The following is a 16,976-nucleotide window of genomic DNA, read 5'->3' on the forward strand; positions in this document are numbered from 1 at the left end:
GCCTATTTAAGTGATGTGCTGAAAAGGTTGCCGACACATAAAGTGACTCAGATTGAAGAATTGCTACCACACCGCTGGAAACCTAAATCGAATTAAAAAATAGGCATGGGGTTCAGCGGACGCTTACCAATTTCAAAATGAAACTGATCTTTCAAGATGAGACCTGCGAAAAAAAACCCTCAAGATTGAGGGCTTTTTTTGATGATGATCTACCGTTTTAAACGCTGTGTTTAAGGTTCATTAAAACGGTAAGTCGTCATCTAAATCTGCTGCTGCAGGAGCCGGTGTCGGTGCAGGCTGTTGTTTTGGCGCAAAACCACCTGGGTTGTTATTGCCATAGCTATTGCCTTGAGCCGGTTGGTTATTGCCATAACCGCCTTGGTTTGAGCTATTACCGTAGCCACCTTGGTTTTGGTTATTGTTATAACCACCTTGTTGATTATTAAAACGAGGCTGACCAAAATCACCGCCTTGACCTTGTTCGCCTTGTTGGCGATTATTGTCAAGCATTTGCATTTGTTCACCACGAATTTCAGTCGTGTAACGCTCTTGACCGCCTTGATCTGTCCACTGACGAGTACGTAATGAACCTTCAATATAAACTTTAGAACCTTTGCGCAAATATTGCTGTGCAATTTCACCTAAGCGGTTATGTAACACAATACGGTGCCATTCTGTTTGCTCTTTACGTTCACCTGTATTTTTATCTGTCCATGAATCACTCGTTGCAATTGAGAACTGAGTGAGAGAACCACCATTTGGGAAAGTTTTTGTTTCAGGGTCACGACCCAAAGTACCAACTAAAATGACCTTATTTACACCACGCATCAGACGTATTCTTCCTATTTGTTTCTATTATTTACTTTATAAGAGTTATGCTTAAATGGCTACCTCTTTCCCTAACAAGTGCGTTAAATGTTGTCGCGCAGATTCATCCATCTGCTGCTTATCCACTTTTACATAAGCCACTTGCTGGTCAGACATCACCACAACTTCTTCAATACCACGAATTGCTAAAAGCTGAGAAGTCCATTCATCCGTTTCTTTATCTTCAGGCAAACTAAACACCATAGACGATAAATAACGCGGCTGAGCCAATCCAAAACTAATGATCAACCATAAAATAGCTAGACCTGTCAGGATGCCCCATCCCATTGCCGTATCATTTAGCAACAATAGTTGCCCGCCAATCATACCACCAAAAAATGCCCCCAGAAACTGACTGCTGGCGTTCACCCCCATGGCAGTCGCTTTGGATTGAATTGGAGCTGCTTTCGATAACCATGACGGTAATAATGCCTCCATCACATTAAATGCGATAAAGAATAAACCTAAGCCTGTCAGCAAAATATATTTTGATTCGAAACCAAAAATTAAGATGCCCAATCCCAAAATAATGCCACCAATGGCGGTCAAGAAAATGCCGCGCATTTTGCGATATTTTTCCGCCAAAATAATACTTGGAAATGCAAAAAACAGGCTCACGACCAAAAGCGGCAAATACACCAGACCATGTGAATGTAATGGAATATTGGCAAAGTTAATCAACTGAGACGGAACATAGATAAACATCGCTGTGAGCAGTAAATGCAATGAAAAGACTGAAACATGTAAACGATTTAGATCAGGCATTTTCAGTACTTGCTTTAACTGCGTCAGATAACCTTGTTGAAAATTTTTATGATGACGCGTTACTTTCGGTACCAATAGCAACATCGCAATCGCGGCAAGTCCCATGATGGTGGTCACCCAAAATAAACCCGAGATGCCGACTAAACCTGTGAGCCAAGGCCCAAGGCTGAACGCGACCACAAAGGACAAACCGATACTCATCCCCATCATGGCCATGGCTTTAGTACGCTGTTCTTCACGTGTGACATCGGCTAACAAAGCCATCACTACGGCAGATACAGCACCACCACCGGCAATCGCACGCCCGATAATCACGCCATAGATACTATCGGACATTGCAGCAATTGCACCACCTAAAGCAAACAACAGCAGCCCAATTACCACCAACGGTTTACGACTATAACGGTCTGCAATTAGACTAAACGGGATCTGTAAAATCGCTTGAGTTAAACCATAAACACCCACCGCTAAACCAATAAGTGCTGGTGTTGCCCCTGCATATTGCTGACCTGCCACAGAGAAAACAGGAATAATCATGAACAGCCCCAGCATACGTAAGGCGAAAATACTACTCAAAGCAAAAGTTGAGCGTCGTTCAAGAGCATTCATCATAGCTGGTTAAAAATTCATTAATCTTGGAATGGGATTATAGGACATTCAGCTTAAAGCGAAGCAGGATTTTTATTGATTTTAAATATCCTGATGATTGGACAAATAAAAAGCGCAGCTGACGCTGCGCTTTTTGGGAGATTTTAGGCAAATTTAAATTAGCCTAGATTTTCTTGACGCTTTTTATATTGAATTGAGGCAATCACAGCCCAAACAATAAATGCCACACCAATTAGACCCGTTACCACTTCAGGGACATGAAGACCTGTGCCACTCGCCAACATAATGAAGGCCAAAGCACCAATCGCATAATGCGCACCATGTTCAAGGAAGATATAAGCATCTAAGGTGCCTTTATCCACTAAGTAAATGGTCATTGAACGCACGAACATAGCACCAATAGCAAGACCGAGCATAATGATTACGACATCAGAGGTAATCGCAAATGCACCAATCACACCATCAAAACTGAATGAGGCATCGAGTACTTCAAGGTAAAGGAAACCACCAAAACCTGCTTTGATCACGCCTGTCGGTACGCCATTTGCGTCATGTCCAACCGCATTACCATTTTCATCAACTTCAGGTTCACCACCCAATAAATGACTCAATACTTGGACACCGATATACACCACGATCCCCCAGATACCCGCCATCACTACCGCTAGACGAGAGGCTTCGGCCACGTTTGCTGCCATTACCAATAACGCAATTAGGGCAATAAACACGGACATCGCAGGAACGTTTGCAAGATTGGCCAAACGGCGCTCTAGCCAACGGAACCAATGGGTATCTTTCCCTTCATCTAAGAAGAAGTTCAGGAACACCAACAATAAGAAAGCACCACCAAAGGCCGCAATTTCTGCATGATGTGCCATCAATTTTGCAGAGTATTCAATTGGATTATTCAATGCCAATCGCACCACTTCCATAGCGCCCATGTCAGCCGTTACAGCAACAATGACGATTGGGAAAATCAAACGCATACCGAATACAGCAATCACGATCCCGACGGTTAAGAAAATCATTTTCCAGAAATGATCCCAACCACGGAGTACCGATGCATTCACTACAGCGTTATCAAATGACAATGATACTTCCATCACTGCCAAAATTGCAGTAATGGTCAGTGCTGTCAGCATGGCTTGCACACCTGCATTTGGGCCATGATTCAGACCCCAATATGCAGAAATGGCAAGACACACGATCGTAAAGACGATTGAGAAACCAAAATGTTTCATCATGATAGATCGACCTATTCATTCAATAAGATTTCAAAATGAGGGAATACCCAGTTTGAAGCTAAGTTTATGGCGCAATTATGCCGCTTTTCAGGATTGAAACCAAAAATTATTCGTTACATTTTGAATAAACACTCTAAGATGGAGGCTCTCAATTACATCGCATCATGGTGTAGACCCGTCTTTCATTTTTAACGACAGGAATGTTCAATGCGTTTTTCTGAAGAAGTTTGGCAACGTAATACCGCGTTATATCAGCAGATACTCCATCTACCGTTTAATCAGGAATTGGCTCAGGGCCGCTTAAGCCGCGATGCCTTTTGCCACTATGTCATTCAGGATGCCCATTATTTATTGGCCTATGGTCGTGCGCTTGCAGTGTGTGCAGCCAAGGCATTTGATGCCGACGATGTAATTCAGTTTTCTGAAGCGGCAAAAATTGCCATCGTGGTGGAACGTAGTCTGCACAATGACTTTATGCAAGGTTTCAACATTAGCAAAGAACAGTTTGAAAATACTCCACTGACCCTTGCCTGTCATCATTACACTTCGTTTCTAACGGCAACAGCATGGTCAGAAAGTTACCCTGTGGTCCTTGCCTCACTCCTGCCTTGCTTTTGGATCTATGCTGAAGTCGGCAAAGCCATTGTCAGCCAATCTGTACCGAATAACCCTTACCAAGCATGGATCGATACCTACTCAGGTGAAGACTTCAATACTGCTGTGCAAAACGTGATTCAAACTATTGATCGAGTGGCGGCTCGCTGCGATGCAGATACACGTGAAAAAATGCATGCGGCTTATACGAACGGCGCAAAATTAGAATGGATGTTCTGGGACAGCGCGTATCAACAGCGGACATGGCCTGTAGAATAAACCTTTGATTTAAACTGTATAAAAAATTAAGGATCTAAAATTGCTTTTAGATCCTTTTTTATACGGTTGGATTCGGTTCAAATGACCTTGCACGATCATTTCAGGCATTAGCGTTTAAAACGATACCATCCGAGGAAAATCCCCATCGCGATAATCACCAAAAAAATCGCCAAACGTGCTTCACGCAATTCACTGCGAGCTGCTTTGCGTTCCTGCATTTCTTCTGAATGAAATTGTGATTTGACCATCGGATCTAGTTGAGCAATAGCCAATAAATCTTTGGGCTTTTCACCTTTGCCTAAAATGAAATAAAGCCCTTTGACTTGCATTTCATTGAGTTTTCCCAGTTCAATATTCAGTTGAGTAGCTTGTGCATTATAGTCAGGCACCCAATCTTCTACGCGGGCATATACATGGGCACGACTAATATCAAAGATTGATGCATCCTGCACTTTCTTGCCAGTTTGATCTTCCAGTTGTTCACTCAAATCGGAGAATTGGGACAGTACATAGTCTTTTTTCTGTGCCAACTGTACACCATCAAAAGCATACTCTTGTATTTTTTGTGCAGGATTATTTTTCGATAATAAACCTTGGGGAACGACTTTAAAGTCCAGAACAGTATTGTCAGGGACTTGGTTGGTTTGCAGCACCATATAGACCACAGACCATAGCTGTTCATTTTGCCCGACCGCAGGCCCGCTCACGCTATAACGCTGCTCGGCTACCGGGTCAATAAACTGTTCAAACGCGAGGATTTGACTGTCTTCAGCCCACAGGATTTGGCTTGAAAACATGAGGCAGATGATCACCCAAAATTGTTTTAACATTATTTGCTCTTATCATGATTATTTTCTGTTCTGGCAGAATTATAATTAATTATTCAAATACTTACATTTTAAATCACACATTTAGCGATTGGAAATTCATCATAATTTAATACAAATCTATTGTTTTATAAATGATCTAGAACCTATAAAAAGTTAATCTGAAACAGCATCGATATAGGCTTTGATGCTTACTGAAAACTCTGCCATACATAAATCAAAACAGCCGCAGCAAGTACCCAACTCAACGTTGCTACACTCAAACATGCCGTTAAGTTCATACGTGTTGCGAGCAAGTACACCATCAATAAATAAATGAAATAGGGGATGAGAGACCAGAGTCCAAACAGCGCTGTTTTTTGTAATGCGGCTGCACCCTGATCATTTGCCACGATCACATGGGCAATCAACGCAAAAGTCGGAAACAATGGAACCAAACCTGCAATATAAAACGCCTTACTTTTAGACAGCAAAGCAATTAATACCACAACAAAGGCACCCATTAAGCTTTTGAGAAATAAGGACAACATGGCATTCAATAGTTTAGAGAAAACTGCATTTTACGCCTTTTCTGCGATAGTCCTGAGATTTTCCAATGCATTTTTATGCGCATAGCACAGGAGATTTAAACGATGAACTTAGAACAGTCATAACGCTTTTATCTTTATGCACCTTTACACCACAGGCTAGATTTAAAGCGCGCTTTTTGTTGCTCGGCCATGTGCTTAAACTGTGCTTGAACTTTTAAATCTTCAGCACTCATCAAATGTTGATTGTTTTCAACAATTGCCAAAACCAAATCAAACTGTTGAGGAATTTTTTCGCAAGCCAGCTGCTTTTTTTCAGCTTCAATTTTGGCTTGACCTAATTTCGCAATATACAGATCAATTTTTTCACTTTCGGTATTCAGCGCCAAAGTTGCTTGTTCTAAGCTGTCATATTTTTGCGCTTTCGGTGTGTGGTTCGGGGTACATGCACTCAAAAACACACTACACATCAATAAACCCATCACACCTAATATTGGATTGAGATGAAGTTGCCATTTCATGTTAAAAGTCCTAGATTGCTGATTTGCGGATGTTTTAGGGCATCGGCACAGACAGCTATATTTTGATTCGGCCATTTTTCTCACAAAGTCACGCATAAATCTAGGTTTAAATTACACTTGAACATTTTTCATGCGCTATCATATATAGGTTTTTCGATGAATATTTTAGGACCCCTTGCATGAGCCAAAGCCATATCCGTATTCGAGGCGCACGTACCCATAACTTAAAAAATGTGTCACTCGATATTCCACGCGACAAGTTTGTGGTCATTACGGGTCTTTCTGGTTCAGGGAAGTCCTCTTTGGCTTTTGATACCTTGTATGCTGAAGGTCAACGTCGCTATGTTGAGTCCTTATCTGCCTATGCACGCCAATTCCTTTCGCAAATGGAAAAGCCCGAAGTTGACTCGATTGAAGGCTTGAGTCCTGCGATTGCTATCGAACAAAAATCAACCAGCCACAACCCACGCTCAACAGTGGGAACAATCACCGAAATTTACGACTATTTACGTCTACTCTATGCCCGTGTCGGCACGCCGTATTGTCCTGAACATGACCTCCCGATGGTGGCTCAGACTGTGTCTGAAATGGTCGATACCGTCAAAGGTCTAGAAGAAGGCACGGCGCTTATGTTGCTTGCCCCTGTGGTCCGTGACCGTAAGGGTGAATACACCAACTTATTTGAACAATTACAAGGTCAGGGTTTTGTCCGTGCCCGTGTCGATGGTGAAGTTATTGATATCGACACACCACCTGAATTAGACAAAAAGAAAAAGCACACCATTGAAGTGGTGGTCGACCGTTTTAAAGTACGTGATGATCTTGGCAACCGGATTGCAGAAAGTTTTGAAACGGCTTTACGCATGGGCGGTGATATTGCCATTTTGTCGTGGATGAAAGGCGAACAAGAAGACCGTGTCTTCTCTGCGAAACACTCCTGCCCTGAATGTGAACGTGCCGTAGGTGAACTCGAACCGCGTCTATTTTCCTTCAACAATCCATTCGGTGCCTGCCCTGTTTGTGATGGTTTAGGCACACGCAGCCATTTTAGTGCTGACAAATTGATTCCTAATAATGAAGTTTCGATTAGCCAAGGGGCGATTCGCGGTTGGGACCGTCAACGTCCGTATTACTATAGCATGATCCAAAAAGTGGCAGATCATTTTGGTTATTCTTTAGACACACCGTGGAATGAACTCGATGCCGACACCAAAAAGAAATTCCTTTATGGTACAGGCAAGGAAAAAGTTGACCTCAGCTATATTGATGAGCGTGGTCGTTCGCACAAACGTGTGCAAGCCTTTGAAGGGATTCTACCTCACCTAGAGCGTCGCTACCGTGAAACGGAGTCGAACTATGTGCGTGAGGATTTAGCACAGTATTTATCCAATGCTGCATGTGATGCTTGCGGTGGCTCACGTCTCAATGAAATTTCACGTCATGTCCGAGTTAAAGATAAAACCATCGCGCAAATCACCAAGATGTCGATTGGCGATGCTGAAAGCTATTATCAAGACCTCAACTTAAGCGGTGCCAAAGGCGAAATTGCTGACAAGATTTTCAAAGAGATTCGTGAACGTTTGCACTTCCTCGTCTCTGTGGGTTTGAATTATTTAAGTTTATCGCGCTCGGCAGAAACACTGTCGGGTGGTGAGGCACAGCGTATCCGTTTGGCTTCACAAATTGGTGCGGGCCTCATGGGCGTGATGTATGTCCTCGATGAACCATCGATTGGTCTACATCAGCGTGATAATGATCGCTTGCTTGAAACCTTAGTTCGCCTACGTGACCTTGGTAATACCGTGCTCGTCGTAGAGCATGATGAAGATGCCATTCGTGCTGCCGACCATATTATTGATATCGGCCCCGGTGCAGGTGTGCATGGCGGTCATGTGATTGCCGAAGGGACGTATGACGAAATTTTGGCAAATCCAGATTCATTAACCGGTCAATATCTATCAGGAAAACTCAGTATTGATGTGCCGAAAACACGAACACAACCGCCAAAACCTGAAGAACAAATCAAATTGATGGGCGCTGCGGGTCATAACCTAAAAAATGTCGACCTGACCATTCCTTTAGGGGTAATGACCTGTGTAACGGGTGTGTCGGGTTCAGGTAAATCAACATTGATTAACCGTACTTTGTTACCGCTTGCAGCGACTCAATTGAATGGTGCAACCACATTAACGGCTGAGAAATTTGATTCGATTGATGGCTTACAGTTCCTCGATAAAGTCGTTGATATTGACCAAAGCCCAATCGGTCGTACACCACGTTCAAACCCAGCAACTTACACCGGTTTGTTTACCCCAATTCGTGAACTGTTTGCGCAAACTCCTGAAGCTAAAGCACGTGGTTATGCCGCAGGTCGTTTCTCGTTTAATGTGAAAGGCGGTCGCTGTGAAGCCTGTGAAGGTGACGGGATGATTAAGGTCGCAATGCACTTCTTACCTGATATGTATGTGCCTTGTGATGCCTGCCACGGCAAGCGCTATAACCGCGAAACATTAGAAGTTGGCTATAAAGGTCGTAACATTTCAGATGTCTTAGAAATGACGGTTGAAGATGCAATGCATTTCTTTGACGCTATTCCTGTGATTCACCGTCGTTTGGAAACCTTGAACCAAGTGGGCTTGGGCTATATCCGTTTGGGTCAGTCTGCAACCACACTTTCAGGTGGTGAAGCGCAGCGTGTGAAATTGGCACGTGAGTTGGCAAAACGCGATACAGGCAAAACCTTGTATGTGCTTGATGAACCAACAACTGGTCTACACTTCCATGATATTGCCAAGTTGCTCGACATCCTGCATGAGCTACGTAATAAGGGCAATACCATCGTGGTGATTGAGCATAACTTGGATGTGATTAAGACTGCCGATTGGATTGTGGACTTAGGCCCTGAAGGTGGTGCAGGTGGCGGTATGATTATTGCCGAAGGTACACCTGAAGTTGTTGCGAAGAATAAAGTGTCGCATACAGCGAAGTTCTTAAAGCCGATGTTGAAATAACGCGATTTATTGTACTTAATCCTCCCCAACCCTCCTTTAAAAAGGAGGGAGTTTCCATTACCAGCAAAATGCTGTTCCCCTCTTTGAAAAAGAGGGGTTAGGGGAGATTAAAAATAAAATATAAGATTAAAATTTTGGGGGGAAATAATGCGTTTTTCAGAGAGATATGGATATAAACCTGTTCGAGAAATTATTCAGAAAGAAAGTATTGATGATAACTTAAAGAATGCACTGTGGAATGCCTATCATCAAATCATCTTAGAACAAGGAAAATTTAGTGATAGTTTTTATCCATCTGTAAAAAATTACACTCTTTACCCTTTATTCAGATCATATTGGGCACATTTATTTAAAAAGCCAATTGATGAAATCCCTGATACTGTTTTAGATACTACAAACTTAATCCGTGATTATTTTTTCAAAAAATTAGAGTGGTATGAGATTTATGATTTTATTGAATTTACTATTAAGTATTTGCCAAACCAACTATTACAAGGCAGATATAAAGCAACTTTTATAAGCTTTATCAATAATGCTTTAGAAAGAGAAAATAGTGTTTATCGCATTATAAATGACGAAATAACACCAATTACATCCGAACAAGAAATCCAATCCATCGAAGAAGCTTTAGCAAAAACCAATCCATATTCAGGTGTTCAACAACATTTAAATCAAGCTCTCAAATTGATGTCAGATCGTCAAAATCCTGATTATCGAAATTCAATTAAAGAGTCCATTAGTTCCGTCGAATCTATTTGTAAGATCGTCACGAAAAATGATAAAGCAAGTTTAGGTCAAGCTTTAAAACTTATTGAAGATAAATATGGATTACATGAAGCATTAAAGAAAAGTCTAAGTCAACTCTATGGGTACACTTCTGATGGAGATGGTATCCGCCATGCCATGCTTGAAAAATCGAATTTAACTTATATAGATGCGAAATTTATGCTCATTGCATGCACAAACTTTATTAACTATTTAATTGATAAAACCAAAGATCAAAACTGAAATTCAATCACATGACGGCGACATGGATGTCGCCTGTTTGACTGGGGCAGCACGGATGTGCCCTCAGTCAAACAAAAGCATTTTGCTTACTTTTGTGCTTTCAAAAGTAAGATAAATCCTACGCAATGGAAGCTAAAACCTAATGCAAAGCGAGGACGTGCCAATTCAAAATTCAAAATTCAAAATTCAAAATTCAAAAAATTAACGTAAATAATGAAACACACCCAACTTATCCAACACATCCAACGTCAACTGCTTACGCTCCGCCACATCATACCTTGCAGCCATCTGCAAATTCAAACTAAACGCCGTGATCTTGCCATGACCATCATCTACCCAACCGGTATACCACCCAACTTGCGGCTCTACATCCATACCCCAACCACTCTTGGCATATAACTTCGCATCCCCACGGCTTTCAATATAAAGCATATCTTTGACTTGCTTTTGTACCGCGACATCAAACGGTAATTTCTCTGTCGCAAGCTGATACGCAAATTTGACTTCTTGTTCAGGCGTAATCTTTAACGGCCCAACCAACCAAAAATTATCCACCTGTTTGCCAATATTGGCATTGCCAAAACCGACCCGTTTGACTTCTTGTTGCATTAACGCCAAACCTATTCGCCTTGCCAGTTCCTGATATACAGGAACTGCAGATGCTTGCATCGCTTCACCCAAAGTCAGGTCTTTTTCCCATGACGGGAAAGCACGTTTTTCACCTTTCCATTTAAAAACTTCAGTGGCTGTCGCCTTCTGATGCTGCAAACCAATTAATGCATTTAACATTTTAAAAGTAGATGCGGGAATGTATTCGGTGTGGGCGCGCTGTAAGTCATTGCCATAATGGCTCAAACGCTGACCATCAAATGTGACAAATACCGCCTGTGTCTGTGCTTGATTAAATAAAGACGGAATCTCTCTCACCCGTGAATTTACTAAATTGGCTTGAGCCGTTTGTTTTAAGTGTTGAGATGAATCCAACATACCTTCATTTGTTGTACATGCTGACAAACTCAGGACAGTCATCAACGATAGATATATTTTTTTCATTGCACTATTTTTATGGTGTTTAAAATCCATAGTATAAGATGAAGTTCAAACCTGAATTGTTTACTTTTCAACAGTCTTGTATCTGTTGCAAACTTAGCGCATCCACTATTTATTTTTAAACAAAACATCCTTATGATGACGCCTATCGTGGACTCAACAACGAATAATTTTTTAAATATAAAAGCATACTAACAATGAATAAATTTATCTTAAGTTTCAGCCTCTTATTATGTCCAATATATAGCTTTGCCGATGGCTATCTAAACGAATACATGGTGCTGTTTGTCTCACAAGAAGACCCCGATCTTAGCCCATGGAAAGATAAGCCGCAGTGTAAAGCCCTCAGTACCCCGACTCAACACAAAGGAATCTTTGAAAATCAATATGTCTATGCCAATGGCAATGCCCTGACCACCATCTTTCTGAGTAATAGCAAAATTAAAAACGGTGAATGTGAACATTTAATTCACTTTCCAGATGGTATTCAAGGCTCAGGCGTATTTGAAAGTTTCTTCCCCAACGGCAAACCCCGTAGCCGCATTGCTTATAAAAATGGGGAGTACGAGGGCAAACTTGAGTTTTGGTTTGCCAATGGGATAAAAGAGCAAGAAAGTAGCATCATCAATGGCGAGTCGCAGGGGGATTACAAAATTTGGCATCCGAATGGCCAACTGGCTTTTTCTCAAAATTATAAAAATGGTCTCGAAAATGGCCTGCGCCAACGCTGGTATAGCGATGGTAAACCATGGACTTATGCCAATTTTCAAAATAATAAACTGATTGGTGAGCTGAAAATGTGGTTTGAAAACGGCAAACTAGAACGCCAAGGTTATTATCGTAATGGCGTTCGTCATAACAGTTATAAAATTTGGTATGACAATGGGCAACCTGAAGCGGTGCTTCAGTACGATTTAGGCAAAATTACCCAAGCCCAGTGTTGGAATGAAGATGGTAGTCAAATGAACCAACAAGCCTGCAATAAATTATATAAAGATGAAGATTAATTGATTTTTCTAGCTAACTTTATGAATCTGCCAAGCTGCATTTAGACTGAAACACGATCACGCCCCGCAGCTTTGGCTTTAAACAATGCTTGGTCTGCTCGCTCTAATAAATCGATCCAGTTTTCGGCCCCCACTGCCACTCCAATACTCACCGTCACAATGAGATCGGCTTCGTCCTCTGCCAAATTAAAATTCACATTCTGAATATCGTGCCGTATAGTTTCGGCAATGTGTTGGGCTTTGAGCATATTAATCCCCTCGATCAGGACTAAAAACTCATCTCCTCCATATCGCACCACCAAGTCGGATGAACGAATATGTTTTCGTAATTGATTGGCAACATGTTGAATCACCAAATCGCCGACAATATGCCCATAGCGGTCATTCACCTGTTTAAAGTGATCAATATCAATCACGATCAGTGCTGTATGTAAAAAGCCTGAATTTTGGCTGTCGCGAAATTTAATATATTCATCTAAGGCAAAACGATTGGCGACATTGGTGAGTGAGTCAGTATTGGCAATATGTTTAAGCTGAAATTCAAAGGCATCACGCTGTTCCAACATGTTTTCAATATGCTGAATGGCATCAAATAAACTGAGATAACCTACTTTGGCAGGTTCAATCACACCTTGATCCATTTGTCGGTGCCCTGCCAGTTTAAATAACTGATTACGAGCACGAATTAAAGGTTCAAACACCCATTTCTTGGCATAGAACATCGTTAATAATGCAGTCAGTAATGACACGAGCGAGACAAAAAGCGTGAAAATCAATTTATTTCGCGCTTCACGTTGTTCATCCGCAGCTACTTTGAGACTGTAATCTAAAATATAACTTTGCAATTCCACCACTGTGACAAATTTATTGACCATTGCATCAGTGAGCTGGGGGCCATCCATGTGATAACGCTGATGTTGAAGACTTTTTTGAGCCAAACCATCAATAATTGGCAAACCTTTATCTAAAAATTCCGTTCGTACCGCATGATGTAACTGTTTAAACTCGGGTGTTTTGTCATGTTCGGACTGCACGACATTGATCAATTCCCATAGATAGCGTGTTTGACGCTGGGTTTGTAAACTCCGCGCTAAATTTTGCTCTGGAATTTCCTATTGAAATGATACCGCAGCCATAATATTTGATGCGACTCTTCCCGCCTGATCACGTAATTCTGCCAGTAATAAAATCAGCGTGTAATAATTCGATACACGAGTATCTTTACCATGAGAATGATTGACCAATTTCTGCATGGCAATATAGCTTTGATCCCAAGCTTGGAACATCGCCAAAATGGCATGATCCAATTTTTTAGCTTCACGTTGTTGTGTCGGCAGCGCAATATATTGATCGACCGTTTTGCGACCCTGCAACAAATATGGATATAAATTGGACTCTAACTGCTGGGCAATCGGTGCAAAGCCCGTTTCTTTTAAAACTTTCAGTGTGTCTTGATATTGCTGATCAACGCCTTGACGATATTCAGCCAACTCAATAATTTTTTGCTCGCGCTGCTCACCTTGACTCGACATTGCGCTATTGGCTGGCGCACGTTCACGGGAAATTTGGTTGGTTAAATCTGCCACCATTTTCAGCATCTGAATTTCTTTCAGCGCTTCGGCACTTTTGAGGTAATGTTGATTGCTGCTCAAAATCAATGGAACACTGATAAATACGATAGACAAGACGATTACTAGCATCGCAAGTTGCAAGCGCTTACTAATATGCTCTGTTCGTAATGTTTCCATCTATTTTATGCCCCACACTTGTTGCATACCCCAACCCACTTCTCAACTAAACGCGGGAATATTTAAATTAATGACCAATAATTTATTAATTTGTAAAGTGAACATTTATAGCTCTAAATTCTATATAAATGTGCTTAATCTGTCACATTTTTATCACTTTAGAACGAGATAATTTGCTAAAAAACAGCAGCATATTTCTAAACGAAATATTTTTATTAACTTGTTTAAATAAATATTTACAATTGCAATAAATTGGTGCAGAATGCACCGTATTAGGGCACACTAGATTTCTTCCTCAGCAGAATATTTTAGTTTCCCGAAAATTTTGGCTAAAAAATCCTGATTTTCCTTGAAAATCAGGATTTTTTTTGTCTATATCATTTTAATTGAAAGATAAATAGAATTATTGACGCACCATAAAAGTGCATTTATTTCTACAAGATATTTGCTCTATATTTTATCTTTAATATAAAGTTGCATTTTTGAATAAAAAAAAGCCCAACCTTGGGGAAAGCTGGGCGAATAAAAAACAATGATGGAGAATCAGGGTCAAAGTCACACTTTTAAACCGTGTGACGACTCGATTGGCAAATTATGAATCAAATAAAACCTGATGTAAAGCCAAGTATTTCACAAGGATAGTAAATTTATCACTAAGATATTCATTTAAGTGAAGTAGACCTCAGATTTAAAACAAAAACGTCCATTTACTATGCAAATAAACAGTTTTAGCCCAACAATTCAGCAGTCAAAGTCCCGATTTATTACCTCAAATGCGTGAAAAGCGTTAGAATTTACCCACTACAATAAATGTTATTTTGAATTAAAATAACAATAATAATTGTTATTTCAGATTGAAAAGTTGTTTAATTTTTCAAGCCTATTTTTTCGATTACGACTTTAGTCAAACTTATTTGATTGTTCTCAATGATTTTTTTTCAGTGACTTATTAGTTAGAGTAAAAACTGAATTTCCTATTATGAAATAAAGATCTGAGTCAGAGACTGAATAATAACCTTTAGGATCATTGACTTAATATATTGTTACAATACAATGCTCAATGTTTAATCCATTTGTAACAACTGGTAGAAAATCATGAAAAAACTCGGTTTAGCCACTGCTTTATTATTAGCCATGACCGGTGCTCAAGCTTACCAATTTGAAGTTCAAGGCCAAGCAGAATACATCGACACAACTACAAATGACAAAGATTTCATTGGTGGTGTTCAAGGTACTTACTACTTCAAAAATGTTGACTCTACAAAAGGCCCTTTAGCAGAAGCTGCATTCTTAAACCAAGCTTCTAACGTAGCTGTTGCTTACAACTACGGCGAAGTTGGTTCACAAGGTGTTGACGTAATTGCTCATAACTTTGGTGCTAAAGCTGAAGCTTATGTTCCAACTAAAGTTGTTCCTGTATATGCAAGCGCGTCTTACAGCCACACTATCCTTGACAGCAAAAATGCAAACAACACTGATGACAACGGCGACCGTTATGCATTAGAAGTTGGTGCGCTTCCAACTCAAAACTTCTTAGTTGCTGTTGGTTACACTAGCGTTGCTGACCAAGCTGCTGTTGACGCGTTCAACGTTATGGGTAACGGTGTTGCTAAAGCTGTTGCTGAAGTTACAACTATTGGCCAAGACCAAGACGCAATCACTGCACGTGCTAAATATGTTGGCGCAATCGACGACACTAACATGGCAATTGGTTTCGAATCAGGCATCATCTACGGTGATGACACTGCTTACCAATTCAAAACTGATCTTTTCGTAACTCCTAAATTAAGCGTTGGTGCTTCTTACGCTGAATCTAGCTTTGCTGGTACTCCAGACTCAGCTTGGGGCGCGAACGTAAACTACTTTATCACTCCTGCTGTTGCAGTTGGTGCTAGCTATGTAAATGCTAACTATGAAGCAGCTAAAGCGACTGAAACAAGCTTTATCGGCGACACTCAAACTGTTGGCGTAAATGCTAAATTCCGTTTCTAATTCATATTAGATACTGAATACCAAAAAGGACGCATTTGCGTTCTTTTTTTTCCTGCCATTATTTGTCTTTGGGCTCATGGCGTTCCGGTAAATGGGCAATATATTGCAATGCAATTAAGCGTGAAACGATGAGAGCCAAATACATCACCCCACAGAACATTTGAAGCATAGCCAAGACCCGTGCAGGCGCACTCACAGGCATGAGATCCGACAAGCCCGTGGCAGACTGCAAACTAAAACTTAAAAATAATAAATCTAACCACGACTGCATGCCCGGCTCTGCAGGATTTACAAAACTATCCGGATAAATCAACTGACAAATACTATAGAGAAAAGCAAAACCCCATGCGATGAGGGTAAATACTGCCCCTGCTGCAAAAAGTTCATCTTTGGTTAAATAACGATCGGCAAACATATAGCGTAATAAGCCATAGGCTGCACTAAAATACGCACAGGCTTCAAAACCATGCGCAATAATTTGAATATTCGGATGATTTACACCGAGCATAATCAAAGTAGAAAACAATACGGCGCAGCCAACAAAACTCAGTCCTAAAATCGTAAACATTGGAGTTTGGCGAATCACTTTGGCAATGATCAATAGTACCGACACCCCAAGTACCCAAATTAGCGCACGAAAAGACAGACTTTCTCGGGTAATCGCGGTTAAAACCAAGATCAGAAACTGCACCAGTAACAGCCATGCTGAGGGTAAAAGTCTAAAGCTTTTCCAAAAATCTACAAAACCTTGCATTATTTTCAATCTCTATATTTTTTTTCATGCGCTGAAATGATTGATCTGAAGCATCATCAACTGATTGATTTTAAATTAGCACGAAGTGAGTTTTTTTTATTGCAAAAATTTGTTGATCTTAATCTGAAAAAGCATCCATATGAGCACTGTTCTAGCTGGGTTTCTTATTACCA

Annotated in this window: 14 protein-coding genes and 1 pseudogene; 6 read left to right on the forward strand and 9 right to left on the reverse strand. The window is 40.8% G+C overall.

The window, feature by feature from the left end; genetic code table 11:
- On the forward strand, positions 1–96 hold a 96-nt coding region (locus tag FTU05_RS05745; RefSeq protein ID WP_179992416.1), incomplete at its 5' end, for a transposase domain-containing protein.
- A 144-nt stretch (positions 97–240) separates the two neighbouring features.
- On the opposite strand, the gene ssb is transcribed toward FTU05_RS05745, so the two are convergent.
- From ssb to FTU05_RS05760, 3 genes are all read right to left on the reverse strand, one after another.
- Positions 241–828 (reverse strand): single-stranded DNA-binding protein, encoded by a 588-nt coding sequence (gene ssb / locus FTU05_RS05750; protein ID WP_078193176.1) that lies wholly within the window; start codon positions 826–828, stop codon positions 241–243.
- A 51-nt stretch (positions 829–879) separates the two neighbouring features.
- The gene (locus FTU05_RS05755; RefSeq protein WP_078193177.1) at positions 880–2,244 is read right to left on the reverse strand and encodes an MFS transporter; all 1,365 of its coding nucleotides are present in this window, start codon (positions 2,242–2,244) and stop codon (positions 880–882) included.
- A gap of 155 nt (positions 2,245–2,399) precedes the next feature.
- The gene (locus tag FTU05_RS05760; protein WP_180164547.1) at positions 2,400–3,485 is read right to left on the reverse strand and encodes a DUF475 domain-containing protein; all 1,086 of its coding nucleotides are present in this window, start codon (positions 3,483–3,485) and stop codon (positions 2,400–2,402) included.
- A gap of 207 nt (positions 3,486–3,692) precedes the next feature.
- On the opposite strand from FTU05_RS05760, the gene tenA reads away from it, so the two are divergent.
- Positions 3,693–4,358: a thiaminase II gene (tenA, locus tag FTU05_RS05765; RefSeq protein WP_180063008.1), complete on the forward strand. Its 666-nt coding sequence runs from the start codon at positions 3,693–3,695 to the stop codon at positions 4,356–4,358.
- A 107-nt stretch (positions 4,359–4,465) separates the two neighbouring features.
- On the opposite strand, the gene FTU05_RS05770 is transcribed toward tenA, so the two are convergent.
- The 3 genes from FTU05_RS05770 to FTU05_RS05780 all read right to left on the reverse strand — a co-directional run bounded on the left by FTU05_RS05770 (position 4,466) and on the right by FTU05_RS05780 (position 6,233).
- Positions 4,466–5,188 (reverse strand): hypothetical protein, encoded by a 723-nt coding sequence (locus tag FTU05_RS05770; RefSeq protein ID WP_180164549.1) that lies wholly within the window; start codon positions 5,186–5,188, stop codon positions 4,466–4,468.
- Between the two features lie 188 nt (positions 5,189–5,376).
- Positions 5,377–5,715, reverse strand: coding sequence for a GlpM family protein (locus FTU05_RS05775; protein WP_180164551.1), 339 nt, complete (start codon positions 5,713–5,715; stop codon positions 5,377–5,379).
- A gap of 134 nt (positions 5,716–5,849) precedes the next feature.
- Positions 5,850–6,233 (reverse strand): hypothetical protein, encoded by a 384-nt coding sequence (locus tag FTU05_RS05780; RefSeq protein ID WP_180164553.1) that lies wholly within the window; start codon positions 6,231–6,233, stop codon positions 5,850–5,852.
- 179 nt (positions 6,234–6,412) lie between these two features.
- On the opposite strand from FTU05_RS05780, the gene uvrA reads away from it, so the two are divergent.
- Positions 6,413–9,244, forward strand: coding sequence for an excinuclease ABC subunit UvrA (gene uvrA / locus FTU05_RS05785; protein WP_180088773.1), 2,832 nt, complete (start codon positions 6,413–6,415; stop codon positions 9,242–9,244).
- 147 nt (positions 9,245–9,391) lie between these two features.
- Positions 9,392–10,252: an AbiJ-NTD4 domain-containing protein gene (locus FTU05_RS05790; protein ID WP_180164555.1), complete on the forward strand. Its 861-nt coding sequence runs from the start codon at positions 9,392–9,394 to the stop codon at positions 10,250–10,252.
- Between the two features lie 201 nt (positions 10,253–10,453).
- Here FTU05_RS05790 and blaOXA read toward each other — a convergent pair whose 3' ends face one another.
- Complete coding sequence (blaOXA, locus tag FTU05_RS05795; RefSeq protein ID WP_180164557.1) at positions 10,454–11,305, reverse strand: class D beta-lactamase; 852 nt, start codon at positions 11,303–11,305, stop codon at positions 10,454–10,456.
- Between the two features lie 194 nt (positions 11,306–11,499).
- Here blaOXA and FTU05_RS05800 point away from each other — a divergent pair, with 194 nt between their 5' ends.
- Positions 11,500–12,309 carry a toxin-antitoxin system YwqK family antitoxin gene (locus FTU05_RS05800; RefSeq protein WP_180164559.1) on the forward strand — a complete coding sequence of 270 codons (810 nt, stop codon included), beginning with the start codon at positions 11,500–11,502 and terminating at the stop codon, positions 12,307–12,309.
- A gap of 41 nt (positions 12,310–12,350) precedes the next feature.
- Here FTU05_RS05800 and FTU05_RS05805 read toward each other — a convergent pair.
- A pseudogene (locus FTU05_RS05805) lies at positions 12,351–14,057 on the reverse strand (diguanylate cyclase).
- Positions 14,058–15,152: 1,095 nt separating this feature from the next.
- Here FTU05_RS05805 and omp33-36 point away from each other — a divergent pair.
- Entirely contained in the window at positions 15,153–16,049 is an 897-nt protein-coding gene (gene omp33-36, locus FTU05_RS05810; RefSeq protein WP_180164561.1) for a porin Omp33-36, read from the forward strand.
- A 58-nt stretch (positions 16,050–16,107) separates the two neighbouring features.
- On the opposite strand, the gene FTU05_RS05815 is transcribed toward omp33-36, so the two are convergent.
- Positions 16,108–16,803 carry an ion channel gene (locus FTU05_RS05815; protein WP_180008803.1) on the reverse strand — a complete coding sequence of 232 codons (696 nt, stop codon included), beginning with the start codon at positions 16,801–16,803 and terminating at the stop codon, positions 16,108–16,110.
- Between the last annotated feature and the right edge of the window lie 173 nt (positions 16,804–16,976).

It is taken from the genome of Acinetobacter sp. YH12049 (genome assembly GCF_013419875.1).
GTDB classification, from domain to species: Bacteria; Pseudomonadota; Gammaproteobacteria; order Pseudomonadales; family Moraxellaceae; genus Acinetobacter; species Acinetobacter amyesii.